Genomic DNA, 26,092 nt, shown 5'->3' with positions numbered 1-26,092 from the left:
CTGGTGGCGCCAGCCCTCCGGGGCTGGCGAGGATCGCAACCCGCGAGCTCGTCGGGAACTCCGTCGAGGTCGACGGAGGTGGCGCCAGCCCTCCGGGGCTGGCGAGGATCGCAACCCGAAACCGGCGAAAAGGTACCCGTCGACCCCGACGAGTGGCGCCAGCCCTCCGGGGCTGGCGAGGATCGCAACGTTGTGATGCTCGGCGACCAGGTCGATCGTGGTGTGCAGTGGCGCCAGCCCTCCGGGGCTGGCGAGGATCGCAACCGCGTGTGTCGGTGCGGTCGTGGGGCGAGGAGAGAAAGGTGGCGCCAGCCCTCCGGGGCTGGCGAGGATCGCAACCCGACGCGGAACTCCCGGCCTCCTGGCACCGCGCGGTCGTGGCGCCAGCCCTCCGGGGCTGGCGAGGATCGCAACCTCGCGAATCCGAACGTGGCCAACGTCCTGGCTCCGGGTGGCGCCAGCCCTCCGGGGCTGGCGAGGATCGCAACCGGGCCCGGCCATGTCGACCTGGGTGGATTGCTGCTGGTGGCGCCAGCCCTCCGGGGCTGGCGAGGATCGCAACCTTGTCGGTGAGCTGGGTTTCCACTGGGATGCCGGGGTGGCGCCAGCCCTCCGGGGCTGGCGAGGATCGCAACCACGCCCAGTGGGAAAAGGACGCCTCGCTGCGGCTGGTGGCGCCAGCCCTCCGGGGCTGGCGAGGATCGCAACGCCGCGTTTACCCACCGGCTGGTCCAGCTCGAGCAGCGTGGCGCCAGCCCTCCGGGGCTGGCGAGGATCGCAACAACTCCGTGACATCCTCCCGGATTGACGAGATGTCGCGTGGCGCCAGCCCTTCGGGGCTGGCGAGGATCGCAACGACGGGTGGTGCGCCGCCCACGGGATCGACCCGTACACGTGGCGCCAGCCCTTCGGGGCTGGCGAGGATCGCAACCAGTCCGCGCCGACGATCGTGGCCGGGGCGTAGCCGTGGCGCCAGCCCTTCGGGGCTGGCGAGGATCACAACCGGCTCAACGAAGTCGAGGTCGAGTGGTCCCCTCCGGTGGCGCCAGCCCTCCGGGGCTGGCGCCACTCGTAGGTCACCTCGAACTCATTCGGCGCGCAGGAACTCGGTGATTGCCGTGTTCCAGTCGAAGGTGGCCAGGCCGTCGGTGCCGCGGCTGGTGAGGCTGTCCGGATCGAGCAGGCGCACGCCGGCATCGGTCAGCAGCCGGATATTGGCCGGGTAAGCGGGGTGCCGGCGCAGCACGGGCTTCACGCAGGGCGCCAGGGTGATGGGCACCTCGCCGGCCAGCAGCTCGTTGACCAGGCTGACCGCCAAGGTGTCGCTGACACCGGTGGCGATCTTGGTGAGGCTGTTGAACGTCACCGGCGCGACCAGCACGGCATCGGCCTTCGGCAACGGATCCTGCTCGCTGGGCAGCCTGGGGTGCACACGCACCGGACGACCGGACCGCTCGGCGAGCTCCTCCCCGTCGACCCAGTCCGCGGCGGTGGGAGTCAGCACCACGCACACGTCCCAACCCGCCCGGCGCAGCAGCCCGACCGGTTCGGCCAGCTCCCGCACCGGCGGCGCAGCGGTACCGACCAGATACACCACCGGCCCGTCCCCAGCGGTCATGACAGCACCCCCGCCCGCTGCGCCAACGGCCGCAGCCCCGGCGTGGCCGACCGACGCTCCCGCTTGAGCATCTCGCGCAGCAGCTCCCGCACGATCACGTTGTAGTGCAACGCCTGCGGCGCCACCCGCTCGGCCTCCATCAGGTTCACCACCACCGCAGCGTCCTCGCGGTGCTGCGAATACGCCCACGCCGTGTCGATGTGCACCTGCGCCCTCCGGCTGCTCAACCCCTCCGGCAGCCCCTGGGTGTCGATGCCCTCGGCCAGCGTGATCGCGTGCTTGGCATCCCCCAGCTCGGCCGCGGCCGACACCCGGTGGATGGCCACATTGGTCGGCCCGAAGGCGGTCCAGCCGTAGTTGCCGTCCTCGCCCAGCGCATCGGCCAGGTACTGCGCCCGCCGCAACCGGTCGGTGGCCTCAGCGTGATCGCTGCGACGTCCGGCGATGACCGAGCCGATCAAGAACAGCGCGCCCTGATACGACACCCCCAGCGGACCGTCGTCGTCCAACTGCTCGGCAGTGGTCATGGCCACGTGCTCGGCCCGATCGAGCTGGTCGAGCTTCAGGAACGCGCACGCCACCTGATACGCCGCACCCGCCCCCAACGTGGGCGCTTCGGCCCGCATCGCGGCCGTCACCGCCCGATCGGCGGCGACCCAGGCCAACTGACCATCACCGATCTTGGTGACCAGCTTCGCCGCCGCGATGTACACCTGGTTCTGCACCGACAACGCCAGGTACGGCAGCATCAGCAGCGAGGCGGCCACGGCCGCCACGAGCGGGCGTGATGGGCGCAGCCGCAGCGCCAGCGCGCTGCCTGCGATCGAACCGAGCGCCTGGATGGCTCCGATCACCGCCCACGAGGCGGCACCGTGGTAAAGCTGCCGCGCCAGCAACGGCCCCAGCAGCATGTGCGGGCCGAGCACCAGCGCCTGCAGCAGCGCGGTGTAGCCCAGCAGGGTCCGCAGCCACGGCGTGACCACCACGTGCCGCCAACCGCCCCACACCTCGGCCAGCACGCCCCGGCGTTCCCACTTCCCGGCGAGCGCGGTCACCGAGCCGATCAGCAGCAACGAGAGCGCGCTGGCCGCGAACGTGGCCGCATCGACCAGCAACGCCCAACCGGATCCCAGCCCGGCCACCAGCAGGCCGGCCACGCTGATCGCGGCCACCTTGTTCACATTGGCCGCCAGCCCCAACAACGCGTTGGCCTGCCGCAGAAGGTTCTCCGGCACCAGCGCGGGAACCAGCCCCGCGGAAGCCGGGGTGAACAGCGCCGTGCCCACACCCGCGCAGCCCTGCAGCACGATCAGCGCCCACAGCGGAAGTTGACCGGCCAGCAGCAGGGTCCCGCACACCGCCTGGGAGGCCATGCGCCACACATCGGCGACCACCATCACCCATCGCCGGTCGAACACATCCCCCAGTACTCCACCGGCCAGCGTCGCCACCACCACCGGCAACCGATTCGCCAGCAGCACCCCACCCAACCCCACCGCCGAACCGGTCAGGTCCAACGCCGCGAACGCCACCGTCAACGGCACCAAGCTGTCCCCGAACGACGACAACACCCGCCCCACGAACAACCACCGAAAACCCCGAAGACGCAGCGGAGACACAACACCGGAACGGTCCACACGCGACGCTGAGACGGCCATCCGAGCATCACAGCCGGGAAGGACGACCTACGGAAGAGGCCAAGGCAGTGACGGGATCCTGGGTGTCGTTATTCGCGTATGTCGTGCGTGAGTTGTCCGAACAGAGGTAGGGGTACAGCTACGTAGCTGCTCGAGCTGGTAGCTGTCGACCTCGGCATCGGTGTAGCGACTACAGCGGCGGGACATCTTCGGCGTGGAGTGTTGAGGTGGGAAAGCCGGAGTGCTCTGGGGAGGCTGACTTAGCTCTCTCGGTCTGGGAGGTTCTCTCGGTATCTTCGATGTCGTAACCGAGCACAGACACCGTGGTCTGACCGGTTAGCTCGTGACGGTCCGCCTCAGCGATCCTGGAGGCGATCTCGCCAGGACCTGGTTCCGGGCTCCTGTGCCAAACCGAGCTCGTCCAAGCGCCTGTGAGTGCCGTTTTTGGAGGGATTGAAGTATCGCTGCAGACTACGACGGTATTCGCGGTCCGACAGATTCATCAAATTGGCCTCGATGGCCCCGTCTTCGCCTGCGCGGGTCAACCGGAAGTGGCGCAGACGTGCGGGTACCACCCGTCGGTGGCGACGGCGAGACATCGGACGGCGGGACGGCTGATCACCCGGCGTCGTCCCGTGGCGGATTCGAACCGTATTCCGGGTAAGTCCCATGGGAGTGGCGAGCGTGCCCGTTACAAGTATCCTACATTCGTTATAGGAATGCTATTTTTTGGTATTAAAGTTTTTCACCTGTTTGCAGTACAGCGCCATGCTGTTCAATATGCGAAAATCTCTCACGAAGGTTGCGCTCACGCCACAAGACTCAAGGTCACGTTAAGGATCGTGTCTGCGTGTCATGCACGTACGCCGTGACGTAGCCCCCCTTGACACCGACTTTTTCGGCTAGCTCTCGCTAACCGATGCTCAACGGTGCTCAGAGTTTCCGCAATTCACCAACGCAGTTGGAAATAGGGAGAACCACATTTTAACGACGACGAAGTTCCGGAAGCCGGTGATGGCAGTTGCTCCCTTGGCGCTGGCACTCGTAGTGGGAGGTATGACATCGACACCTACCATGGCGGCGACTCAGGAGGCCCCGAGGTCTGCCTCCACGGCTGCTCGCGATGCGGGTAGCTCCTGCTCGGCCCAGGGTTCCTCGGCAGAGTCGACGACCGAGATGACACTGGTCGAGGGCCAGGACGCACGGGACCTGACGGGCACGGCCTTCGAGGCCGTGAAAAACGGCGAGATCTCTGTTCAGGCCCCACAAAGTGCGCTGTCCCGGGGTCAGGCCAAGGTCTATACAGTGGACTCCGAGGAAACCACGTCCACGTCGGTGACGATTCCCGTCGGCGGGGACTACAGTCTGGTCAGCAATCTCACGGTTCTCTTCGACGAGAGCGGAGACATCGTCCAGTACAGCGAGACGCTCATCAGTGAGAACGAATCCGGGAACTTCAACATCACGAGTTTCACCGACGGCGTTCTCGTGAACAGCAACGACACGGATCAGCCGTACATGACAGACGACCAGCTGCGGCAGGGAGCGGGCAGCGGCACTGGTAGTTCTGACTCCATGACTGCGATGGGGGCCGGGAGCACGGCCGCCTGCGTCGCGGCAGTACTTGGCGTGAGTGGCGCCACCGGATATCTCATCGTGAGTGCCTGCACGGGTGCGTGCGCGACTCCCGGGGTAGGCACGGGGGTGTGTGTCGCGTGCATCGGCGCCTACGCCACCGTCGGTAGCGCGTCGGTCACCGCTGTCGCCAGCTGCTTCGGTTAAGGTGAGAACAATGAAAGAAACGTGGCTGTTCGTGGTCAGCCTGGTCGGGATGGCCGTGTCGGCTGCCGCAGTGATCTTGCAGCTCCCATCGCTGTTCCACGCGGGCGAGCAGAGCAGCTTCTGGGGTCTCGGGATACTCGCGTGCCTTACCGTGGCTTTCGCAGCGGGGGTGCTGTACTGGCGTCCATCGACGTCGAGATCGAACGGCAGATAGCCCCGGGGTGACCCCACGAAGGTCGTGACAGAGGCCAGAAATCCCACCGAGCTTCTGTCACGACCTTCGTCTACACGGAGTGATGTTGTCCCGTCCCGGGAGCAGTGTCGACAGTCCCCTCGAGGTCGCCAGCGGGCGACTCGAAGGTGACAGTGCGGGTCAGTCGTGGGACAGCATTGTGATCGTTGGCTCCGTCTTTGCTCACTCGAAAAGCCCTGACTAACGCAAAACATTCCCGCCCCACCCTTTAGCTGCGACGTGTCGCCGCAGCTCCCAGACCGACTGGGCGATGGGTGTTGATCCAGTGTGGCCGAGTCGTCGCCGAGAACGGGACAAACGACATACTGCCCTGTGCTGTTCTGGAGCCCTTCCTTCGTGAGAAGACGGCGTAACGGGTACGAGGAGATCCGTGGTCGGGCTCGCACGCCGCTTACATCGCGGCGAGAAAACGGTGGGTGTTCCGGTTCGACCACAGAAGTATCACTTGATCGAGTGCGTACCGGTCTAGGCGAACAGGCGTGGCCGGTGCTGGCGAGAAAAGGACCACAGGTAGCGCAGGAAGTCCCAAGAGAGTCGTTCGGGGCAGCCGGCGCGGCTTGCAGTGCTTTCCCGTAATACCAGCAGTTCCGTCGCAGCACCCGCATCAGACACACCCAGCGGGGCTGGTCGAGGATGATGACCGTGTCAGCCCGGCTCAACCGGATGTCGAGGGTGGACCAGTAGTTGCCGTCGACAATCCAGGCATCACGGCTCAGTAGCTGCTCCTGCCGCTTGCGCCAAAACCGGCGATCGGGACGGCACCATCCGGGGCGCCAGTAGAACTCGTCGAGGCTAACCACAGGAATCCCCGTACGACGCCCGAGCTCATGGGCGAACGTCGTTTTCCCCGCCCCACCACTCCCGACGACTGCGATCCGGCGCATATCTCGGCAGGCTAATCCCCATCGGCTCCGAATATACCGGCACACACCACGATCGAGCGATCACTACCCCTACGGCCCTGTGCAGGAACCGGAGAACTACACCGATACCGTCCGCTGAGGAATCCCTTCTGGTTATTTCGCTCTTGAACCGGTGGCGGTCATCGAGCAGGCGCAACGCTGACCAGGAGCGTCTCGGACACCTGGCACGGAGAAAATAAAATCTCAATGAAGAGTGGCTAACCGCTACACTGCCGATCACGTCCGGAACCCCGGTCGGCCACGCACGCTGCTCCACCGACGAACAAGACCTCACCGCTCACCGGGTTTCGATCTCGAATAACTTCAGCAGCAGGACAAACCCCAGCCGAATCACCCGGCTCTGGTTGCCTACCAAGCGCCAGTCGTCGCCAACCAGTTTCCACGCCCCACTCGCTCGTCCGAAGCCCACTCACGCTGTACATAGGCACACTAACGAGCTTGGATCACGAGCTCCGAGGGTCCGCCGGTTACTTTGCAGCCCAGGAAGGGTTCGAGAGTACAGGTGCCAGGCGTGGCATCAATCGTGGTGCGGAACGGAGTCGACGAGAGTGGTTGATGTGGCTCGTGTGGTCGATCGTGTGGCTGTTGTCGCTGGTCGTTGGCAAGGTTTACGCAGCTCGGACGCCTTCTAATCTCTAGGTCGCAGGTTCGAATCCTGCCGGGGGCGCCTTCCAGCAGGGCACAGACGTGGGGGCTGATCACGAGCAAGATCCACCCCCGTTTTGTCCCCACTTTTGCTCAGTCCTGATCGTGCAGGTCATCCACCAGGGCGTGGGCGGCCACGTCGCCGACCGGGTGATTCGTGGCCCCGTCGCGGGCCGTCCGACGACGGCGGAATCCGTAACGACCGCCCCGCCCCACCACAGCGACGGAACCGGCCCGGAATTTGACGTTCCGCGAAGCCGTGGCGCGAGGAGGACCGGAAACAACACCTCTCCAGCGGGAACGTGGCAGTGGATACGATGCGCGCGACGGCGCATCCGGCTGCCAACGACGAGGACGGTCCATGGACACCAAGCACACGGTGATCGATTCGCCCCTGGGGCAGCTGACCGCCGTGTCCGAAGAGGACCGGCTGATCGGGTTGCACTTCGAAGGCCGCGAGAACAAGGACCCCGAGGCGGTGTTCGGACCCCGTGTCGACACGGAGTTCCGGGAGACCAGACGCCAGCTGGACGAGTACTTCGCGGGCGAGCGCACCCGCTTCGACCTCCCGCTGGCTTTCCACGGCGACGAGTTCGCGAAGCGCGTGTGGAACCTGCTCACCGGGATCGGCTACGGCGAGACCCGCAGCTACGGCCGCTTGGCCGAGCAACTCGGCGATCCCGGACTGGCGAGAGCGGTGGGCACGGCCACCGGCCGCAATCCGATAGTCGTGATCGTGCCCTGCCACCGGGTGCTCGGCGCGGACGGCAGCCTGACCGGCTTCGGCGGCGGACTCGATCGCAAACGCTACCTGCTGCGCCTGGAGGAACCGCCCGCCGAGGAGGCGGGCAGACTGTTCTGACCGGAACCCGCCGCTGGAACGCACGGCCGTTCACGGTGGCCGGGTCGGCGACCGGCGACCGGCACCGACGCCCGAAGCGGTCAGCTCAGGTGGCGCACCTCCTGCATCCCGCGGACGGGGGCGGGATGTTCTCGTAACGGGCCTCGAACTGCAGAGCGGGGACGGCGAGCAGCGCCGCGCCTGGCGCAGGTTTCCACCGTGGAACCAGAGCCCTCCAGGCACCGGGGGCCTTGGCCGCGCCGGAGCCGAGTCCCCGGCACTCGCCGACCCTGCCCGCGAGCTCCTGGCCGATCAGCTCGGCGGCCCAGCCTGTTCATCGAACCGCACCCGGTCGCGTGCACCGCCAGCCCGGCGGCCTCGATGTTGCTCGCGGCGTTGAGGTCGCGGTCGCGCGTGGTGCCGCAGCCGGAGCAGGTCCACGTGCGCAGGTGCAGCTGCTCGCCCGACTTCGCCAACGTCAACCGGCCGCCGCGCCACCTGAGCGCCGGGTGGTGCACTCCTCCGACCGCCGCGGCTTCTCGCGAGATCCGAGCTTCGGACAGCGGGCCTGTGAGCACACCCGCTGTCGAGGTCGGCGGCCGGGGAAGGCGTGGCGCAGCTCGCTGGGGAACCGGCTACGCGGAGACCCTGCTGCTGCTCTGCACCGCCGAGCGCGTGGCGGACTGCGCGTTCGTCCGCGACTCGGCCTCGCCCGGGGTGCGTGCTTTCCTCCGGCGCCAAGCACCTCTCCGGGGGAAGTAGCACCCCAGGGGCGCCGGACACCCATGCGAACCCCCGCGTGCGCGAGTTCCGTGCGGGCTGATCGCACTACGTACCCGGGCAGCGGATCGGCGTTACCCGATAGAAGATGGAATCGTTACTGTTTTGCTACTTCTTGCCAGTATGCGAGGGTCGTGTTGTGGCTATGTTCGATACACCTACCCGTACGGACGACCCCGCGTCGGTGGAAGGGGCCGAGAAGGTAAGCACGTCCCTTCAGTGGCACGGGCGGACCGCTGTGCTGGTGATCACCGGAGAGGTCGACATGGTGACCGCTCCGCGGGTCCAGGGGAAGCTGACCTCCACGTTGGAGGAGCACCGCCCCCCTGTGCTGGTGGTCGACCTGGAGCACGTCGACTTCTTCGCCTCGGCGGGACTGTCGGCACTGGTCGCGGCGTACCAGCAGGCCGGGGAAAGCACCTCCCTGCGCGTCGTGGCCGGCAACAGCGCGACCGCACGACCGCTACGGGTCACCGCTCTGGACCGCAAGATCGCCGTGTACTCCTCCCGGGAGGAGGCTCTGTCCGCGGACCGGTGAGTACGACCGCCACGGCGGCACACCCGCACGAGGGACGCCGCCGGGCATAGAAGAACGTCCCCGTGTGGTAACCCGGACGGGAGTCCGACCTCCGAATCGCACGAGGACCGAGTGAGTACGAATGATGACCGCCCGCCCACCCTCTGCTCGCGGTGACCCCGACTCCGAGTTGTGCTACCGGGACGTCCCCGCCGCTCCCGAGCGGCTTCCCCCGTTGCGCAACGCGCTCGCCGAATGGGCCGGAACGGTCGGTTTGGACGCGGAGCAGGTTGAAGTGCTGATGCTGGCGAGCTACGAGGCATTGGCCAACGTGGTCGCGCACGCCTACCCGGACGGCAGCGGTGTGTTGGATCTGGAGGCACGCCTGCTGCCCGAGCCCACGCGGGTCGAAGTGACCGTGACCGACTACGGGCGCTGGTGTCCGGAGTCGGAGCAACGCCGGGACCTCGGCGGGCGCGGGCTGATACTGCTGCGCAGCCTGGCCGAGCACGCCGAGGTCCTCACCGGCGGTGAAGGCACCACGGTGCGGATGAGCTGGACTCCGGCCCAGGACCCGGTCCCGGAGGCATGAGGATTCCACGCCGTCCGGCACCGAGACGAGTACCCGCCGTGGCCGCGTATCTCACGCGCTGGCTCACTCGCGGGGCACGCTCATCGCCAGCAACGCCACGTCGTCGGTGACCGCGGACCCGAGTTCCGCGATCAGCGCGTCGAGCTCACCGACCAGCGCGGTGGCACCGGCTTCGGTGTGCCTGGTGAGGAACTCCGTCAACCGTTCCGCACCGTAGATGTCCCCGCCGGGACGGGCCTCGGTGAGGCCGTCGGTGTAGAGCAGCAGGGTCTGACCGGGCCGCAACCGCAGCCGGCGAGTGGCGAACGACGCGTCGGGCAGCGCCCCGACGAGCATCCCGCCCTCCGGCCACACCTCCTCGACACCGGGACCGTTGCCGGATCCGGGACGCAACCACAACGCAGGGGGGTGTCCCCCACCGGCGAGGACGATGTCGAAGCCCCCTTCCGAATCGGGCGCGAGAACACCGAAGAGCACCGTGGCCGAGTGGGAGACGTTGGGGTCGTGCAGCAGCACGGTGTTCAGCTCTTCGAGCACGTCGGTGGGATCGGAGCTGTGCATCGCGGCGGCCCGCAGGGTGTAGCGGGTCAACGAGGCCACCGTGGCAGCCGGGGCACCGTGCCCCGATACGTCGCCGAGGAAGAAGGCCCATCGGCCGTCGGCGAGCGCGAACACGTCGTAGAAGTCCCCGGTCACCTCACCGGGGTCGGCCGTGTGGTAGTGGCAGGACAGCTGCAGCCCCGGCACGGTGGGCAGGGACGGGGGCAACAGCGTCCGCTGCAGCGTCGAGGCGAAGCCCTCGAGCTGTTTGCGCAACTGGCGTTCGTGTCGCAACGTCCTCAGCGTCGACAGCCGTAACTCCAGCGTGTCCATGGCCACCGCCGCCAGATCGGCCAGGGTGGACAGCGCGGAGTCCTGGAACTGACGGTGCCGGGTGTCGAACACGTCGACCGTTCCCAGGCGATGCCCCTCGGGGGAGATGATCGGCGCGGCGGCGTAGGACCGGACGTCCTGCTCGCCGGGCACCGGTGAGGTCCCCACCCCCTGCGGGCCGGGCAGGGCGTCCCGGATCACGCACGGCTCGTCGTCCAGGATCGCGGAGGACGAGAGCCCGTGATCGCGGCTGATCTGGGAGATCCCCTCCGAGCCGTACACGGCCTTGAACCAGACCCGGTCGGCATCCACGAACGAGACCGTCGCGAAGGGTGCGTCCAGCCACCGCGCGGCCAGCGCGGCTATGCGGTCGAAGGCCCCCTCCGGAGGAGTGTCCAGGATGCTGTAGTGCTCGACAGCGGCCAAACGCTCGGCCTCGGCGCTGTCCCCCGCTCGTCCCGAACGTGAGCGGGTGGCGTGTGCGGCGTTCTCAGTGGTCACCAGTGGGTCCTTTCCGGATGCTCAGCTGGCCGCCACCATTCGAACCCCTCGTGGTCCCACCGCACGAAACCAGGGAGGAAGAGCGGAAGGACGCGGACGAGCAGCCAACCTCGTCAACCTCGGCATCCGATCGGTGTGGGCGAGTGCGCAATCGACCGCGGCCCGGCAGGACCACCGTACTCCGACTTTCCGGGTCGCATTACCGGCACCATATTGACTCCTCTCCCGTTCGGGGGTGGGAGATTCCTGGTTCAGACTGCCTGAGCGTCCGGCGGACGCCCGGGGCCCACGCCTTCAACACCAACCGGGACGAAACCTGCCCGGACCAGCATCACGTGTGCGGAGTTCCTGTCTCTCGGCATTGAGGTTCCGCACGCGGTGCAGGTGTAGGTGCGTTCCGACAGCGGCAGCGCGTGCTTGGTTCTCGCATGGCACCGTCCGCAGTCCCTCGTCGTGTGTTTCGGGCCGACCAGCCGCACGCCACGCCCGTGCTTGCGCCCCGTGCTCAGCAGTTCGCTCTTGATCGTTCCGATGGCCGCGTCGGCGGCTTTGCGCGCCATCGTGGTTTTGCCCGGAAACTCCGGGCGGGGTCCTCCACGGCGATCCCGTCGTGGTCGGTGACCACGCGTTTGGCCCACTTACGGGCGTCGTCGCTGGTGGTGGCGGTGTCGGTCACGCCCCAGTCCACCCCGAGCACCGGGCCGATTTCCGGCAACGGCTCGGTCTGGGCGGGCACGACGAACGAGCGATACCAGTGTCCGAGGGTGTCGCGGTACACCCGCACACTCGACGGGTCGGCGGACAGATCGCGCGACCACACCGGTCGGGCCTCGATACCGCCTGCCAGCAACAGCCGCCCGTCGTGGAGGCTGAGCCCGCGCCGTGTGCAGTTCAACGTCGGCGCCGCGTCGTTCTTCTCGAACTTGGGCATTCCGGCACGGCGATGTCGCGGCGGCCGGTCCCGGATGTCTTTCCGTGCCTCAGCTTTAGACCACCCGAAATCGCGGATGCTCTGCTGCTGCGCTGCTGCGGCACCGAACCGCCCTCGCGCAGCCACGGCGTCACCCTCCGGGCTCGGGTCAGCATCTTATCCAGCGCGGCCGGACCGACCTTCTCGCCATCGCGGTAGGCACGCTGCGCGGCGGCGACGCATTCGTTCCACACCCACCGGCACCGGCCCCACCCGGCCGACAACGCCCGGCAAGCGGTGTTCGACACGCGCAGCCGGTAGGTGTAGCGCATGGATTCGTGGCCGCTCACCGGACGTCCCTCCTTGCACAGGTGCGCGGTAACCGACAGGGCTGACAAAAACGTTGACGCTGATCCCTTCCCGCCCCGAAAGACAAGACTCCCTCAACACCCCTGGTGAGCCGTTCAGCTCACCGGACCGGGAGCCCCCGGGAACCGAACGGCGAGGTCCTACCGGGCCCGGTCGTCCGCGACCCACCGGTACCGGTGTTCGGGCCTTCCCGCGGATCCGTACCGCAGGTTCAGCTCCACCCTGCCGATCGCGGTGAAATGGTCGAGGTAGCGCCGCGCGCTCACCCGGGACAGCCCTGATCTCCTCGCCACCTCCACGGCGGAGAGGTCCGCGTCGGCCGCGCGCAGCGTTTCGGTCACCAGCCGCGCCGTAACCGGTGAGAGCCCCTTGGGCAGCTCGGTGGGCACGCTCTTCCGCTCCCCGGCCCGCAGCAGCCCGTAGGCCCGGTCCACATCGTCCTGCTCCGCCTCGACCACCGAGTCCAGCTTCCGCTGCGCCTCGGCGTAGTTGTTCAGCCGGTTGCGCAGCTCGCTGAACGGGAAGGGCTTCAGCAGGTAGTGCACCGCGCCTCCCTGCATGGAGGCCTTCACCGTCTCCACGTCCCTGACCGCGGTGATCACGAGGACATCCACGGAACGAGCGTTGCCGCGCAGCCTTTGCAGCACCCGCACCCCGGAGTCGTCCGGAAGGTACAGGTCCAGCAGCACCAGCTCGGGTCGCAGCTCCTCCGTCAACCGCGACGCCTCCGCGGCCGTGTGGGCGACGCCGACCGCTTCGAACCCGTCCAGGCTGTCGACGAGCTTGCGATGGTTCCTGGCCACGAGGACGTCGTCGTCGACCACGAGAACCCGGATCATCGCTCGCCTCCCGAGTCCGCTGTGTCCGTAGTCCCACGACCCACCGCCGTGACGGGTTCCTCCACCGTGGGCAGCAGTGCGGTGAACACGGCACCTCCGTCGTTGTCGGCCCGGACCCAGCCGCCCCGGTTGCGGCAGGTCTGACGCACCAGAGCCAGGCCCAGACCGCCGGTTCCGCCCTGTTCGGCCACTTTCGTGGTGAATCCGGCCCGGAACACCTCGTTCACCAGGTCAGGGGCGATTCCCGCTCCCGAGTCCCCGACCTCGATGCCGGTGGCCGCCGTCCCGCCCTCCTCCGTGGAGCGCAGTGACACACGCACCCTGCCACCTTCCCCGTCCAGCGAGTCCAGGGCGTTGTCGATCAGGTTGCCGACGACGAGGATCAGGTCGTCGCGCGCGGTGGAGCTGGGCAGCGCCCCGAGGTCGGTCTCCGGGTCCAGCACGAACTCGGCACCGCGCTCACCGGCCGCGGCGGACTTCGCCAGCAGCAGGGCCGAGACCGCCGCGTCCCGGACGCGAGTGGTGAGCTCCTCGGTGAAGCGGCCGTGGGCGGCGCTGAGTTCCGCGACGAAGGTCCGCGCCTCCTCGTGCTCGCCGAGCTCCAACAGCCCCGAGATCGTGTGGATGCGGTTGGAGAACTCGTGGGCCTGGGCGCGCAGCGCGTCCGTGGTGGTACGCGCGCCGTCCAGCTCCTGCGCGAGCTGGTCGAGCTGGGTGCGGTCCCGCAGCGTGACCACGGAACCACCGTCGCTGCGGTCCGAACGTATCGGCATCCGGTTGAGGGCGAGCACCCTGCCCGCGCGCAGGACGATCTGGTCCGTCCCGTCGGCCTCGCCCGCCAACACCTCGTGCAGTCGCTCCGGCAGCCCCAGCTCGTCGAGACGGCGTCCCTCCGCGTCGGCGGGCAGCCCCAGCAGCCGGTGCGCCTCGTCGTTGATCAGCGTGATCCTGCCGTCCGAGTCGAACGCCACCACTCCCTCCTTGAGCGCGTGCAGCATGGCCACCCGGTGGTCGACCAGTCTCCCGATCTCGTCGGAGGCCATGCCGAAGGTCTTCCGGCGCATCCTCCGGAAGACCAGATAGGTCCCGAAGCCGCCGAGCAGCATCAGCGTCAGCACGGTTCCGAGCAGCTCGGGCAGGCTCTGGGCCACTTCCTCGCTGACGGTCGAGACCGGGACTCCCACCGAGACGACCCCGATGACCCGGCCGGAGTCGTCGAGCACCGGCACCTTCGCCCGCATGGACCGCCCGGTGGTCCCGGTCTGCACACCGGTCCACGCCTCACCCGCCAGCGCGGGCGAGGCGTCGGTGGACAGGTGCTCGCCGATACGCCCGGGGTCCGGGTGGGAGTAGCGGATCTGCTGCCTGTTGGCGACGACGATGAACGAGGCCCCGGTCGCTCGGCGTATCCGTTCGGCCAACGGCGCGATCGTGTCCTCGGGACTCGGATCGTCGAAGGCCTCCCGGACCGTGTGCAGCGAGGCCACCGACTCGGCGATCACCAACACGCGCTGGGCGTACTGCTCGTCGAGTTCGGCTCGGGTGTTGCGCCACCAGAAAAGCCCGCTTGCCACGAGAGCTATCACGATCAGCACCAGCTGCAGCGCGAAGAACTGGCCTGCCAGCGGCCAGCGCCGCACCGGCCCGCGGCCACGCGCGGTGTTGCCCTCGGCGATGACGTCCATCCTCCTCACGGTCGGCGATCGTCCTCGTGGAACGGCAGCACGGTATGAAGGGCATCACGCCGCGGAGGGTTCCACCGCACCGCCCCGCTCCCGTGACCACAACGACCACTACTGAATTTATGAACACCACATTTCCCACGAACGGGTGTGACCCACACCCTGTGATCCACAGCTCTTAACACGCTGTTCACACTAAATTCGCAGGGAAGGACCATGACAGGACGACTGATCCTCCGCGTGGCCGCCGCGGTCCTGGGCGTGGTCGTCGTGGGCGCCGGGCTGGCCGACGCCCACACGAAAGCCTCCAGCGGAACCGGCCCACGGGACAAACTGCACCTGATCGCTCCAGCCGACCCCGGCGGTGGCTGGGACAGCGTGGCGCGCGAGATCCAGAGCGCGGTGGACGCACACGGACTCTCCCGCACCACCGAGGTGCTCAACGTCCCCGGGGCGGGCGGCACCATCGGTCTCTCACGGCTGGCCAACCAATCGGGCCAGGACAACGAGCTGATGATGACCGGGGCCGTCATGACCGGTTCCATCCAGACGACCGATTCGCGGGTGACCCTCGACGACGCCACCCCCGTCGCCCGGCTGGCCGACGACTACGAGGCCGTGGTCGTGCCGGCCGACTCGCCGTTCCACACGGTGCAGGACCTCATGAACGCCTGGCGGAGGTCTCCGGGCTCGGTGGCGGTCGGCGGTGGCTCCGCCGGCGGGACCGACCACCTGTTCGCCGGGATGCTGCTGCGGGAGGCCGGGGTCGACATATCGAAGCTGAACTACATCGCCTACTCCGGCGGCGGCGAAGTGGTCACCGGTCTGCTCGACGGCGGGCTCGACGTCGGGGTGTCCAGCTACCAGGAGTTCGCCGGACAGATCGAGGCCGGGAACCTGCGGCCGCTCGGCATCTCCTCGGAGCACCGCCTGGACGGCATCGACATTCCCACCTTCGTGGAGCAGGGCGTGGACGCGACGCTGGCCAACTGGCGCGGCGTGATCGCTCCTCCTGGGATCAGCCCCGAACAGCGCGCCGAGCTGGAGAGGATCGTCGAACAGGTGCACGGCACCGATCAGTGGCAGCAGGCGGTGCGCCGCAACGGCTGGCAGGACACCTTCCAGACGGGAGCCGAGTTCGAGGGATTCCTCGAATCCGAGACCGCACGCATCAAGGGGATCAGTGAGGAGCTCGGGCTGTCATGAGCGCATCGGTGCACCGAACCACCCCGGCGGGGGAAAGCCCCGCCCTGGGCGACGGCGCGCGGTCCTTCTGGACCGGACGCAGTGAGCTGTTCGTCGGTGTCCTCGTGATCGCGCTGGGCGGATTCCTGCTGATCCGCTCGGCGATGATGGACGTTCCCTCCTCGGTGAGCTTCCTCGGGCCGCGGTTCTTCCCCGTCGTGGTCGGCACGCTGCTGGCCGTGCTGGGAGTGGCGCTGTCCGTGCGGACGCTGCTGCCCCGCAGCGCTGCCACCGCCGACGAGGCGGGCGGCGGGGACGGTTCCGCCGTGTCCTCGGCCGAGTCCGACTCCGCGGAGGCCGGAGCGCGCAGCGACTGGAAACCGCTGCTGCTGACCGGCGCGACCTTGGCCGCGCACCTGGCGCTGTTGCAGACGGCGGGGTGGGTCATCGCGGGCGCCCTGCTGTTCTGGGGCGTCTCCTGCGCGCTCGGGAGCGGGCACAAGTTGCGCGACCTCGGGATCTCCTTCGTCGTCTCGGCCGCGGTGCAGCTGGCCTTCTCCGCGGGGCTCGGCCTGCCGCTTCCCTCCGGTGTCCTGGTTGGGGTGTTCTGAGTGGAAACGTTGTCCTTGCTGGGCGGGGGTTTCGCCGAAGCGGTGACCCCGCTGAACCTGCTGCTGTGCCTGACCGGGGTGATACTCGGCACCGTGGTCGGCGTGCTGCCGGGGCTGGGCACGGCCATGGCGATCGCGCTGCTCGTCCCGGTCACCTTCCAACTCGACCCCACCGGCGCGTTCATCATGTTCGCCGGGGTCTACTTCGGAGGGCAGTTCGGCGGCGCCACGACCGCGATCCTGCTCAACACCCCCGGGCAGAGCTCCTCGATGGCCACGGCCTTCGAGGGCTTCCTGATGGCGAAGAACCGGCGCGCTCCCCAGGCGCTGGCCACCGCGGTGCTCGGTTCCTTCCTCGCGAGCATCGTCGCGGTGACCCTGGTGGTGTTCTTCTCCCCGCTGATGGTGAACCTGGCCGTCGGTTTCGGTCCTCCCGAGTACTTCGCGCTGACCGTGCTGGCCTTCCTGGCAACCTCGGCCGTGGTGACCGGCGACATGCTGCGCGGGCTGAGCTCGCTCGGCATCGGGCTGGCCGTGGCGATGGTCGGGATCGACGAGCAGAGCGGGGCCGTGCGGTTCACGTTGGGCAGCACCCAGCTGCTGGACGGGATCAGCGTCGTGGTCGTCACGGTGGGGCTGCTGGCCATCGGGGAGGTGCTGCACGTCGCGTCGCGTTCCCGGCGCGCACCGGCCACCGAGACCGTCGCCTCGGGACGCCCGTGGCTGAGCAGGCGGGACCTGAGCCGCTCCTGGCGTCCCTGGTTGCGCGGCACCGCGCTCGGGATTCCCTTCGGGGTGATCCCTGCGGGCGGGGCCGAGATTCCCACCTTCCTGTCCTACGGCACCGAGAAGAGCCTCTCCAGGCGACGCGGCGGCGGCGACGAGTTCGATCGTGGTGCCATCGAAGGGGTCGCGGGCCCGGAGGCGGCGAACAACGCGACGACGGCGACCTCGCTGGTTCCGCTGCTCGGGCTGGGGCTGCCCACCTCGGCGACCGCGGCGATCATGCTCGGCGCGTTCCAGCAGTACGGGATGCGTCCGGGGCCGCTGTTGTTCACGCAGGAGTCCGACCTGGTCTGGGCGTTGCTGGCCAGCCTGTTCATCGGCAGCGCGATGCTGCTGGTGCTGAACCTGCCGTTCGCCCCGATCTGGGCGAAACTGCTGCGCATTCCGCGCAACTACCTCTACGCGGGGATCGTGGTGTTCGCGACCCTCGGGGTTTACACCACCAGGTCGGCGGTGTTCGACGTGCTGCTGTTGTACGTGATCGGGGCGCTGGGTTTCCTGCTGCGTCGCTACGGGTTCCCGATCGCCCCGGTCCTCATCGGGGTCATCCTCGGACCGCTGGCCGAGACGTCGCTGCGCCGTGCGATGGCGATGAGCCAGGGCGACGTCGGAGTGCTCGTGGACAGTCCCTTCGCGGTGGCGCTCTACTCGGTCCTGGTGCTCGCCGTGGTGGTCTCGCTCGTGCTGCGAGCGCGCAACCGACGCCGAGCGGCCTGAGCCCGACGTCCCGCTTCCCGACCACCGTCGGCTCCGGCATCGGCGGCGGCCGAGAAGCGGGGTCAGCCGTTCGAGCAGTGATCCGGCCCGACGCGGGCGGCACCACCCGCGTTCGTCCTGCACTGGCGACGACGCCGATCACGGAGAAGAGCGATTCCGGACGAGAGCTCCGCGCTGACGGTGCTGGGCAGCTGCGGCGGATGGCCGGAACCCGGGCGCGCGTGCAGCGGTTTCCTGCTGGAGTCGGCCGGGTTCCGCGTGGTCGTCGACCTGGGATACGGAACCCTGCCTCGCCTGCTCTCACTGCTGGAAAGTCCTGCCGCCGACGGGTTGGACGCCGTGGTGATCACCCATGAGCACCCGGACCACGTGGTCGATCTGCACGGCCTGTTCCGCGCACGGTGGTTCGGAAGGCGCGGAGCTCCGTCGTTGCCGCTGTACGCACCGCGCGAGGTGTTCGACAGGCTGCAGGCCTTCGAGGACGGAACGAACGAGGCGCTGATCCGCGTGTTCGAGCCGTGGCCACTGCCGGCGAGACCGTACCGCTGCGGTCCTTTTCGGCTCGACTCGGTGGCGTTGCCGCACTTCGTGCCCAACGCGGGTGTGCGGTTGGCGAGTTCGGAAGCGACCGTCGTCTACACCGGTGACACCGGTCCGGACCCCGCGGTCGTCGAGCTGGCCAGCGAGGCTGACCTGTTCGTGGCCGAAGCCACCGACCGTCACCAGCGGCCCGGGGTAGCCGAGTCCGACTCGGACCGTCGTTGTGATCTGACGGCCCGCGAGGCCGCCGCACTGGCAGCACGGGCTCACGCGGAGCGGTTGCTGCTCACGCACTTCCGGCCGGGCAACGACCGAGAGGTCAGCCGAGCCGAAGCGGCCGAGGTCTTTCCCGGGGATACCCTGGTGGCCACTGAAGGACTGCGGATCCCCTTGTCCTGACGGTGCGGTTCTCCGTCGACATCGGCGGGTTTCCCCGCTCGGGGCCGCTCGCTCACCGCCGGGGTACTCCCTCGGCTCCGGCAGCACCGGAACCACCACCGGAGCAACCGGCACCGCCGGGGGGCTGGTCCGAACGTGTCACGACGTCCATCCACTCTTCACCGCACTATTGACCCGCGTTGACCGGCGCTTGTCACGCTGCGGTGGTCGCCCCAACCGCTACGTGAGGAGGACGGTCGTGCGACAGCTCGTCACCACGCTCACCACCGCGCTCTCCGCGGTGGCTCTGCTGGCCGTTTCGGCGGGAACGGCCACAGCCTATCCACCCACCCCGCCCGACCGGAGCACCGCGAGCCAGCAACTGGCCGAGCTCACGGTGCGCTCCGAGGGCTCCATGAACGGCTACGACAGGGACCGCTTCCCCCACTGGTCGAGTCGGTCCGGCAGCTGCGACACCCGCGAGACCGTGCTGAAGAGGGACGGCAGCGAGGTGAGCGTCGGAAGCGACTGCTACCCGACCTCGGGAAGCTGGTACAGCGTCTACGACCAGCAGTGGGTCCAGGACCCCAGTGAGGTGCACATCGACCACATGGTCCCGCTGGCGGAGTCCTGGAGGTCGGGCACCGCGAACTGGAGCGACTCCGAACGCGAGAACTTCGCCAACGACCTGGACAGCCAGCAGCTGATCGCGGTGTCCGGAACGTCCAACATGGACAAGAGTGACTCCGACCCCGCCGAGTGGAAACCGTCGAACACCGGCTACCACTGCATCTACGCGCGCGGTTGGATCAACGTCAAGCACAAGTGGGGGCTGAGCGTCGACTCGGCCGAGAAGACGGCGTTGTCGAACATGCTCGACGACTGCTGAGGCACGCCGAGGCACCTCCGCACGGGTGGCGGGCGGCACGCGAGCGCGCTCCCGCCCGCCGCCCGCCGCCCGCGGGCAGGACGGGGAGCTGCCGGGCCGGAGCGCTTCCGCGCGGCCGGGGCGGCGGCCCACAGCTCTCGTCCCGGGCAAGAAGCGGATGCGCGGTATCGTGGTTCGCAGCGCCGACCGGTTCCGGCCGCGAGCGACTCGGAGGTGCCCCGGAATGAACCAGCACGAGAATCGCGACGAAGAGACGCTTTTCGGTTCAGCTCCCCCGCCCCGCGAGGAGGTCCGAACCGACCTGCCGAACGCCGCGCGGATGTACGACTACTACCTCGGGGGTTCCACCAACTTCGCGGCGGACCGGGAGGCGGCCGAAGCCGGTTCCGCGGCGATGCCGCACGCACGCGAGTACGCGCGGGCGAACCGCGCGTTCCTGCAGCGGGCGGTCACCTTCCTCGCCGGGAACGGCATCGACCAGTTCATCGATCTCGGATCGGGCATCCCGACCGTCGGCAACGTCCACGAGGTGGCCGGGCAGTTCAACCAGCGGGCCAGGGTGGCCTACGTCGACCACGAACCGGTCGCCGTGGCGCACGCCCAGCGCCTGCTGAACGACCTGTCCGGAGTCACGATGACGCTCGCCGACATCCGCGATCCGGAGGCGGTGCTGTCCGCACCCGGCGTGGCGGAGCTGCTGGACTTCAGCCGCCCCGTCGGCCTGCTGGCCGTCGCGGTGCTGCCCTTCGTCCCCGACCAGGACGAGGCGCGCGAGGTGCTGGCGACGTACCGCGGGGTCTGCGCGCCCGGAAGCCATCTCGTGCTGTCCCACATTTCCGCCCTGTCCGCGACTCCTCAGCAGGTGGCCGCGGCCGAAGAGGTCATGGCCCGCACCCCCACCCCGGTCAGATGGCGAGCTCCGCACGAGATCGAGGAGCTCCTGGAGGGGTTCTCTCCGGTGGACCCCGGCCTGGTTCCCCTCCCGCTGTGGCGGCCCGACTCCACGGTGACGGAGGACGAGGTGAACATCGCCAACGCCTACGGGGCTGTCGGCCGTCTCGATGGGTGATCCCCGAGCGCGTCGCTTCGCGGAAGGACCGCGCGGGCGAGGCGTCCCGTCCCTCCCGCACTCCCCGGGGCAGTCGTCGGGGCCGCCCCGCGCCCGCGGCGGTCAACCTCGACGTTGGCCGGGCACGGGGGCGGGGTAGCCGAACCTGGCCAGCACGTGCGGCTCCCCCGCGAGCCCGAGGCGTTCGCGCAGCCCCCGCCGAACCTCGGCCAGGTGCAGCGGCTGGGTGATGACCGAGGAGACCAGTCCGAGGCTGGTTGCCGTCAACCAGGCCAGTTGCAGTGCCTCCCCGGTTCGGAAGTGGTCGGACCGCTCGTCGGAGTCGGTGCAGAGCACCATGACCGATTCGGCCGCTATCCACTCGGCGAGCTTGCCCTCGTCGGGCAGTCGGGTTCCCGATGTGGTCAGCCCGACGCCGGGAACCCCCTCCCCGGCCAGGTCGTCCCCGTCGAAGCCACTTCCGGGGTCCCCCGCTCGACCGGACCTGTCGAGCATCCACATCGCCAGCTCGCGCTGGTAGTGGCGGTCCTTCTTGTGCACCCGTGCCGCGTACCCGAGCAGCTCCGCCACGTGCCGCGCCTCCGCCGAGCCCGTGATCCAGCGGGCGCGTACGCCGGAGGAGCCGCCCGCCGCGAGCAGAGCCTCCCTGGCGACGTGCGCGAGTCCCTGTTCGTGGAAGGGGCGCCGGTGGCTGCTGCGCCGTGCGATGGCCCTGAACCGCTGCCCCTCCAGCACGGAGGGCTCCCGACGGCCTGCTCCGGTGACCGCCCCCACGAGCTCCGGTTCCTCCGCGCTCGGTCCGCGGCGCAGCGCGGCCTCCCACCCTGTCCCGCGCACGGCGAGGAACAGGTTCGTCAGGGCTGCCCCGCAGGAGACCCGGCGGTCCCTTCCCGCGGGGTCGTGCTGCTCCAGGGAGACCTCCGACCGCTCGTACAGGCTCGCCGTGCGGTCCCTGATGACGAGTGACCACGGTTGCGTGTTGTGCACCGATGGTGCCCGTCCCACGGACTGCTCCATGCTCCGGATGTCCTCGGGAGGCCACTCCTGCTTCTCGGAGGCCGTACCTGCTCCTCGTCGGTGCGATCTTCGCGGACTCATGATCGACCACCTCCGGCGCGGTTCACGAACCCGACTGTGCCGATCGGCTTGTCCCGGCTGGGGTCTTTCACCGGGTGGCACGACAACATCGCTGGACACCGTCCGTGCGCCCGGGCATCACTATCCCCCCGTCACCCGCGCGTCGCACTTCGGGAGCCGTTGGGCGGGCGCGCTCCCCGGCGGAGGCGTGCTGCCGCGGGGGAGTGTCCCCGAGGTGGTCCGGCGGCGGAGGACGTGGCCTCCGCCGCCGGGGTCGGCTCAAGGAGCCGGGGTCGGCTCACCGTAGACGTGGGTTCCCAGCGGGAGGAACACGTCCGCGGAGAAGTTGCGCTCGACCTCGGCGACCTCGGCCGCGTTCGGGGTGGCACTGGTGCAGTCGGTCCCGGCGCTGTGTCCGGACATCAGCTCCTCGCAGACTCCGGTGCGCCTGTCGGGCAGGCCGAGGATGTGACCGAGCTCGTGCGCGGCTATGCGCGTCGGGTCGTGCCCCTCCTCCACGGCCTGACGGCCCATCCACACGGTGCCGGTTCCCAGCCCGGTGGGGCGGGCCCGCGGCCATCCGTCGTCGGCGAGGATCACGACGTCGGCGGAGCCGTCGACCGCTTCGAATTCCACATTGGACAAATGTTCGTTCCAGATGCCGGTCGCTCGACGCACCACATCGCCGAACTCGGCCGCCCCTCCCGCGTCGTAGGTGACCACGGTCGTCGCCTGCGAACGCGCCGGTCCGCCGTCGGCGGCCAGAGCTGTCCCGCTCCCCGGCGAGAAACCGACCAACGTGAACAACGCGAGGGCGAGCACCGGGAGCACGAATCTGATCGCGCGTGGCTGCATGACTACTCCTCGATCTCGGGTGACCGGTCGCAACCTAGAGCGCGTTCCGGGCCCGGACCACCGGCGGAAGTCGCAGGGCGGCACCGTCGTTCGACCCACGACCCCCGGCGCCTGCGAGCACCCCCTTCGGCGCCTCTCGAGCGCCGGCGGCCCCGACGGAGCGGAACCGACTTTTCCGACGCTCTTGTCCTGAGCCGGGGCCGCCGCTACGGTACCGAAAAACTTACAGCGTTAGTTATTCAGGACACACCCGAGAGTTACACCGACACGAAGGGTGCGTAGCGATGGCCGGTTCGACGACCACGCAGTCCGGGAGAGTGGCCCTGGCCAGTCTGATCGGTACGACGATCGAGTGGTACGACTTCTTCATCTACGGCACCGCCGCCTCGCTGGTGTTCAACGAACTCTTCTTCCCCGCCTTCGACCCGCTGGTCGGCGCCCTGGCCGCCTTCGCCTCGTTCGCCATCGGGTTCCTGGCCCGCCCCCTGGGCGGAGTCGTCTTCTCGCACTTCGGGGACCGGCTGGGGCGCAAACCGATGCTGATCTGGTCCCTGATGCTGATGGGCGTGGCCACGCTGCTGATCGGCACGCTGCCCGCCTACGACTCCATCGGGGTGTGGGCTCCCGTGCTGCTGGTGCTGCTGCGATTCGCCCAGGGGCTCGGCGTCGGAGGGGAGTGGGGCGGGGCGGCGCTGATGGCCGTCGAACACGCCCCCGACAGGCGACGGGGCTTCTACGGGGCCTGGCCGCAGGTCGGCGTTCCCGCCGGTCTGCTGCTGGGCAACACGACGTTCTCGCTGGTGTCGGCCAATGTGACCGACGAGCAGTTCATGACCTGGGGCTGGCGGATTCCGTTCCTGATGAGCGCGGCGCTCATCGTGCTCGGGCTGTTCATCCGGCTCAAGATCAGCGAAAGCCCGGTGTTCGAACGTGTGATGCGCACCAAGGAGAAGTCCCGCGTCCCCGTCCTCGAAGCGCTGCGCTCGCACCCGAGGACGATCGTGCTCGCCACGGGGACCTTCCTCGGAACCCACGCCACCTTCTACATAACGAGCACCTGGCTGGTCTTCTACACCACAGAGGAGGGGCTGTTCGAACGGACCACCGTGCTCAACGCCAACTCGCTGCTGAGCTTCGTCGACATACCGTTCATGCTCGCCTTCGGGCTGCTCTCGGACTACCTGGGCAGGCGCCGCATGATGATCAGCGGCATGGCGGTCATGGCGCTGTTCGCCCTTCCCTACATGCTGCTGGTGGACAGCGGATCCATCGTGCTGTACCTGCTCGGCGGCATGGTGCTGCAGCTGTGCCGGACATCGGTGTACGGGCCGCAGTCGGCCTACTACTCCGAACTGTTCTCCACGCGACTGCGCTACAGCGGTATCTCCATCAGCTACCAGCTGGCCTCGATCCTCGGCGGGGGCATCGCCCCGATGATCTGCACGGGGCTGTACACGGCGACCGGTTCCCCCGTGGCGATCGCCGGATACATGGCGGTACTGGCCGTGATCTCGTGCGGATCCGCGTATCTGCTGACCGAGACGTACAAGCGTGATCTCGCCGAACCGAGCCCGCCGCGGGAGGCCGACAGCGAACCCACCGCCTCCGGCTGACCCCCGGGCGTCCACCCGGCACGCCCCCGGGCCCCGGGTGGGCCGCGGTGCCCGCTCGACGTCGGACCTCCCCGGAGCGGGAGCCCGCGGGAGGTCCCGCCGAGCGACGGGACCCTGCGGCGGCGCCGGAGAAGCCCGGTCAGGCCAGCACCGGCAGCCCCACCGCGGCGTCGACAGCGATGGCCAGGAACAGCCCGGTGAGGTAGCTGTTCGACAGGTGGAACAGCTTCATCGGATTGACCTCGTGGCCCCGGCTTATTCCGCTGTGCAGCCGGTGGGCCATGACCAGGAAGGTGACTCCGACGATCACCGCCCAGGCGACGTAGATCCAGCTGGTCACCGGGATCAGTAACAGCGTGCTGGCCACCGTCGCCCACGAATAGGCGAGGATCCGCACGGACACCTGACGAGGGGTGGCCACGACGGGCAGCATCGGCACGGCGGCGCGTTCGTAGTCCTCGCGGTACTTCATGGCCAGGGACCAGAAGTGCGGCGGGGTCCACAGGAAGACCACCGCGAACATCACCAGAGCGGGCCACTCCACCGTGTCGGCCACGGCGGCCCAGCCGACCAGCACCGGCATGCACCCGGCAGCACCGCCCCAGACGATGTTCTGGGCGGTGCGGCGCTTGAGCAGCAGGGTGTACACGAAGACGTAGAACAGCGTGGCCGACAACGCCAGAGCCGCCGCCAGCACGTTGGCTCCCGCCCAGAGCACGGCGAAGGACAGCACGCTGAGAGCGATGCTGAACACGAGCGCGTGCCCACGCGAGATGCGGTAGCTGACCAGGGGGCGCGACTTGGTCCGATCCATGACCGCGTCGATGTCGGAATCGACCACGCAGTTCAGGGCGTTGGCGCTGCCCGCCGCCATGGTCCCGCCGATCAGGGTGATCAGCACCAGCCAGAGCGAGGGGATTCCTCGCTCGGCGAGGAACATGGCCGGAATCGTGGTCACCAGCAGCTGCTCGATGACACGTGGTTTGGTCAAGGAGAGGTAGGCACCGAGCAGTCCGCGGACTCCCGCTCTGCCCGACGTCGCCTCGCCGCTGACGGATCGCTTCGTGGTTGTCATGAGTGTGCCGACCCGGTCTGCTCGGCGGCCCCTGCACCGGGACCGGACTTCGCTGCGTTCCACGTGCGGAACCACTGGACCACCCTGCGCTCGGCGAAGAACGCGCCGAAGGGGATCGTCCCGGCCAGCAGGACCAACAACATCGGACCGACCGGAACCCGCAGCAACCGGGTGATCAGCAGGGCCAGCACCAGATAGACCATGTACAACCACCCGTGGGCGATACCGATCGTGGTAGTGGCTGCCTCACCGGCGTGCTGGACGTCGGTACCGCTCGGCCAGCCGTACTTACCCACCATGGCCACGCACAACGCGATCAGCAGCACGGCCGTCACGTACGCCATCACCCGGTAACCGGCCAGCAGAACACTCGGCTTCACGACAACTCCCTCAATCCCGCCTCGTGCCTCCACCAGGACCGCGGCAGCGATGTTCGTCCCGCTCCAGGACGAAGGCTCGGCCGCCGACCGCAGCCCGACGGATGAGGCGGGACACCGTGGCTGCCCATCGTTGGAAACCGTACGCCACGCCTTCG

The 26,092-nt window shown here is 68.6% G+C and carries 24 protein-coding genes, 1 pseudogene and 1 CRISPR repeat array (1 of these 26 cut by a window edge); of the genes and pseudogenes, 13 read left to right on the top strand and 12 right to left on the bottom strand.

Annotated elements, in window-relative coordinates:
- A CRISPR array of direct repeats spans window positions 1-1,076; the repeat unit is 37 nt; unit sequence GTGGCGCCAGCCCTCCGGGGCTGGCGAGGATCGCAAC (it extends 366 nt beyond the left edge of the window).
- Window positions 1,077-1,087: 11 nt separating this feature from the next.
- Window positions 1,088-1,618, bottom strand: a complete 531-nt coding sequence (locus tag FHR84_RS14565) for a flavoprotein (protein ID WP_179536065.1) — start codon at window positions 1,616-1,618, stop codon at window positions 1,088-1,090.
- Window positions 1,615-3,276 carry an MFS transporter gene (locus FHR84_RS14560; protein ID WP_246300577.1) on the bottom strand — a complete coding sequence of 554 codons (1,662 nt, stop codon included), beginning with the start codon at window positions 3,274-3,276 and terminating at the stop codon, window positions 1,615-1,617. Before FHR84_RS14560 ends, FHR84_RS14565 begins: the two co-directional genes overlap by 4 nt.
- Before the next feature lie 1,035 nt (window positions 3,277-4,311).
- Here FHR84_RS14560 and FHR84_RS14555 point away from each other — a divergent pair.
- Window positions 4,312-5,037: a hypothetical protein gene (locus FHR84_RS14555; protein ID WP_179536063.1), complete on the top strand. Its 726-nt coding sequence runs from the start codon at window positions 4,312-4,314 to the stop codon at window positions 5,035-5,037.
- Between the two features lie 10 nt (window positions 5,038-5,047).
- Window positions 5,048-5,251, top strand: coding sequence for a hypothetical protein (locus tag FHR84_RS14550; RefSeq protein WP_179536062.1), 204 nt, complete (start codon window positions 5,048-5,050; stop codon window positions 5,249-5,251).
- A 1,700-nt stretch (window positions 5,252-6,951) separates the two neighbouring features.
- Here the strand turns inward: FHR84_RS14550 and FHR84_RS22945 are convergent.
- Window positions 6,952-7,074: a hypothetical protein gene (locus FHR84_RS22945; protein WP_281361345.1), complete on the bottom strand. Its 123-nt coding sequence runs from the start codon at window positions 7,072-7,074 to the stop codon at window positions 6,952-6,954.
- A gap of 145 nt (window positions 7,075-7,219) precedes the next feature.
- Here FHR84_RS22945 and FHR84_RS14545 point away from each other — a divergent pair, with 145 nt between their 5' ends.
- On the top strand, window positions 7,220-7,720 hold the full coding sequence (locus tag FHR84_RS14545) for a methylated-DNA--[protein]-cysteine S-methyltransferase (RefSeq protein ID WP_179536061.1): 501 nt from the start codon (window positions 7,220-7,222) through the stop codon (window positions 7,718-7,720).
- Between the two features lie 80 nt (window positions 7,721-7,800).
- Here FHR84_RS14545 and FHR84_RS22060 read toward each other — a convergent pair whose 3' ends face one another.
- Window positions 7,801-8,217: a zinc ribbon domain-containing protein gene (locus FHR84_RS22060; RefSeq protein ID WP_425489913.1), complete on the bottom strand. Its 417-nt coding sequence runs from the start codon at window positions 8,215-8,217 to the stop codon at window positions 7,801-7,803.
- 52 nt (window positions 8,218-8,269) lie between these two features.
- On the opposite strand from FHR84_RS22060, the gene FHR84_RS14535 reads away from it, so the two are divergent.
- The 3 genes from FHR84_RS14535 to FHR84_RS14525 all read left to right on the top strand — a co-directional run bounded on the left by FHR84_RS14535 (window position 8,270) and on the right by FHR84_RS14525 (window position 9,588).
- A complete protein-coding gene (locus FHR84_RS14535; protein ID WP_179536060.1) occupies window positions 8,270-8,461 on the top strand; it encodes a hypothetical protein in 192 nt (63 codons plus the stop codon).
- 163 nt (window positions 8,462-8,624) lie between these two features.
- Window positions 8,625-9,017, top strand: coding sequence for an STAS domain-containing protein (locus tag FHR84_RS14530; protein ID WP_246300631.1), 393 nt, complete (start codon window positions 8,625-8,627; stop codon window positions 9,015-9,017).
- 124 nt (window positions 9,018-9,141) lie between these two features.
- On the top strand, window positions 9,142-9,588 hold the full coding sequence (locus FHR84_RS14525) for an ATP-binding protein (RefSeq protein ID WP_218862904.1): 447 nt from the start codon (window positions 9,142-9,144) through the stop codon (window positions 9,586-9,588).
- Window positions 9,589-9,651: 63 nt separating this feature from the next.
- Here the strand turns inward: FHR84_RS14525 and FHR84_RS14520 are convergent, their stop codons facing one another.
- From FHR84_RS14520 to FHR84_RS14505, 4 genes and pseudogenes are all read right to left on the bottom strand, one after another.
- Window positions 9,652-10,962, bottom strand: a complete 1,311-nt coding sequence (locus FHR84_RS14520) for a SpoIIE family protein phosphatase (RefSeq protein ID WP_179536058.1) — start codon at window positions 10,960-10,962, stop codon at window positions 9,652-9,654.
- Between the two features lie 251 nt (window positions 10,963-11,213).
- Window positions 11,214-12,204 (bottom strand): annotated as a pseudogene (locus FHR84_RS23310) (RNA-guided endonuclease InsQ/TnpB family protein).
- Between the two features lie 177 nt (window positions 12,205-12,381).
- The gene (locus FHR84_RS14510) at window positions 12,382-13,080 is read right to left on the bottom strand and encodes a response regulator (RefSeq protein WP_179536057.1); all 699 of its coding nucleotides are present in this window, start codon (window positions 13,078-13,080) and stop codon (window positions 12,382-12,384) included.
- The gene (locus FHR84_RS14505) at window positions 13,077-14,765 is read right to left on the bottom strand and encodes an ATP-binding protein (RefSeq protein WP_179536056.1); all 1,689 of its coding nucleotides are present in this window, start codon (window positions 14,763-14,765) and stop codon (window positions 13,077-13,079) included. The genes FHR84_RS14510 and FHR84_RS14505 overlap by 4 nt, the downstream gene beginning before the upstream one ends.
- A gap of 213 nt (window positions 14,766-14,978) precedes the next feature.
- Here FHR84_RS14505 and FHR84_RS14500 point away from each other — a divergent pair, with 213 nt between their 5' ends.
- From FHR84_RS14500 to FHR84_RS14475, 6 genes are all read left to right on the top strand, one after another.
- On the top strand, window positions 14,979-15,968 hold the full coding sequence (locus tag FHR84_RS14500) for a Bug family tripartite tricarboxylate transporter substrate binding protein (RefSeq protein ID WP_179536055.1): 990 nt from the start codon (window positions 14,979-14,981) through the stop codon (window positions 15,966-15,968).
- A complete protein-coding gene (locus FHR84_RS14495) occupies window positions 15,965-16,558 on the top strand; it encodes a tripartite tricarboxylate transporter TctB family protein (RefSeq protein WP_179536054.1) in 594 nt (197 codons plus the stop codon). Before FHR84_RS14500 ends, FHR84_RS14495 begins: the two co-directional genes overlap by 4 nt.
- A complete protein-coding gene (locus tag FHR84_RS14490; RefSeq protein ID WP_179536053.1) occupies window positions 16,559-18,061 on the top strand; it encodes a tripartite tricarboxylate transporter permease in 1,503 nt (500 codons plus the stop codon).
- Between the two features lie 180 nt (window positions 18,062-18,241).
- Window positions 18,242-19,000 carry an MBL fold metallo-hydrolase gene (locus tag FHR84_RS14485; protein ID WP_218862900.1) on the top strand — a complete coding sequence of 253 codons (759 nt, stop codon included), beginning with the start codon at window positions 18,242-18,244 and terminating at the stop codon, window positions 18,998-19,000.
- Between the two features lie 238 nt (window positions 19,001-19,238).
- Entirely contained in the window at window positions 19,239-19,868 is a 630-nt protein-coding gene (locus FHR84_RS22485) for a GmrSD restriction endonuclease domain-containing protein (RefSeq protein WP_179536052.1), read from the top strand.
- Between the two features lie 223 nt (window positions 19,869-20,091).
- Window positions 20,092-20,937: an SAM-dependent methyltransferase gene (locus tag FHR84_RS14475; protein ID WP_179536051.1), complete on the top strand. Its 846-nt coding sequence runs from the start codon at window positions 20,092-20,094 to the stop codon at window positions 20,935-20,937.
- Window positions 20,938-21,039: 102 nt separating this feature from the next.
- On the opposite strand, the gene FHR84_RS14470 is transcribed toward FHR84_RS14475, so the two are convergent.
- Both FHR84_RS14470 and FHR84_RS14465 read right to left on the bottom strand, forming a co-directional pair.
- The gene (locus tag FHR84_RS14470; RefSeq protein WP_218862899.1) at window positions 21,040-22,035 is read right to left on the bottom strand and encodes an Acg family FMN-binding oxidoreductase; all 996 of its coding nucleotides are present in this window, start codon (window positions 22,033-22,035) and stop codon (window positions 21,040-21,042) included.
- Between the two features lie 258 nt (window positions 22,036-22,293).
- A complete protein-coding gene (locus FHR84_RS14465) occupies window positions 22,294-22,869 on the bottom strand; it encodes a snapalysin family zinc-dependent metalloprotease (protein WP_179536050.1) in 576 nt (191 codons plus the stop codon).
- 284 nt (window positions 22,870-23,153) lie between these two features.
- Here FHR84_RS14465 and FHR84_RS14460 point away from each other — a divergent pair, with 284 nt between their 5' ends.
- Complete coding sequence (locus tag FHR84_RS14460; RefSeq protein WP_179536049.1) at window positions 23,154-24,482, top strand: MFS transporter; 1,329 nt, start codon at window positions 23,154-23,156, stop codon at window positions 24,480-24,482.
- 139 nt (window positions 24,483-24,621) lie between these two features.
- On the opposite strand, the gene FHR84_RS14455 is transcribed toward FHR84_RS14460, so the two are convergent.
- On the bottom strand, window positions 24,622-25,557 hold the full coding sequence (locus tag FHR84_RS14455; protein WP_179536048.1) for a heme o synthase: 936 nt from the start codon (window positions 25,555-25,557) through the stop codon (window positions 24,622-24,624).
- Window positions 25,554-25,937 carry a DUF3817 domain-containing protein gene (locus tag FHR84_RS14450; protein ID WP_179536047.1) on the bottom strand — a complete coding sequence of 128 codons (384 nt, stop codon included), beginning with the start codon at window positions 25,935-25,937 and terminating at the stop codon, window positions 25,554-25,556. Before FHR84_RS14450 ends, FHR84_RS14455 begins: the two co-directional genes overlap by 4 nt.
- Between the last annotated feature and the right edge of the window lie 155 nt (window positions 25,938-26,092).

This window comes from Actinopolyspora biskrensis (genome assembly GCF_013408175.1).
GTDB classification, from domain to species: domain Bacteria; phylum Actinomycetota; class Actinomycetes; order Mycobacteriales; family Pseudonocardiaceae; genus Actinopolyspora; species Actinopolyspora biskrensis.
The sequence above is the reverse complement of the archived record's forward strand: the minus strand, read 5'-3'. Positions and strand labels throughout refer to the sequence as shown.